Below are 229 nucleotides of genomic sequence, written 5' to 3'. Positions count from 1 at the left end.
TTAACTGCTGAAAACCTCTCAGTAGGCGATAATGCCACCGTTGTGGCTAACCCAGATGGCAGCTTTACGATTACCCCAGATGCAGACTTTAATGGCGACTTAGACTTACGCTTTGATGTCTCAGATGGCACCACTACAGTGGCAGCAGGTGTTGACCTCACAGTCAATCCTGTCAATGATGCTGCAGTAGCACCTGATGTCGAATTCACCATGAATGAAGACGGCATTA

Annotated in this window: 1 protein-coding gene; it reads left to right on the top strand. The window is 47.6% G+C overall.

From position 1 onward, the window contains the following. On the top strand, positions 1–229 hold a 229-nt coding region (locus BCU91_RS20315; RefSeq protein ID WP_157936303.1), incomplete at both ends, for a cadherin-like domain-containing protein.

It is taken from the genome of Shewanella sp. 10N.286.52.B9 (assembly GCF_002873635.1).
Taxonomy (GTDB): Bacteria; Pseudomonadota; Gammaproteobacteria; order Enterobacterales; family Shewanellaceae; genus Shewanella.
This window is presented reverse-complemented; position numbering and strand designations above follow the sequence as displayed.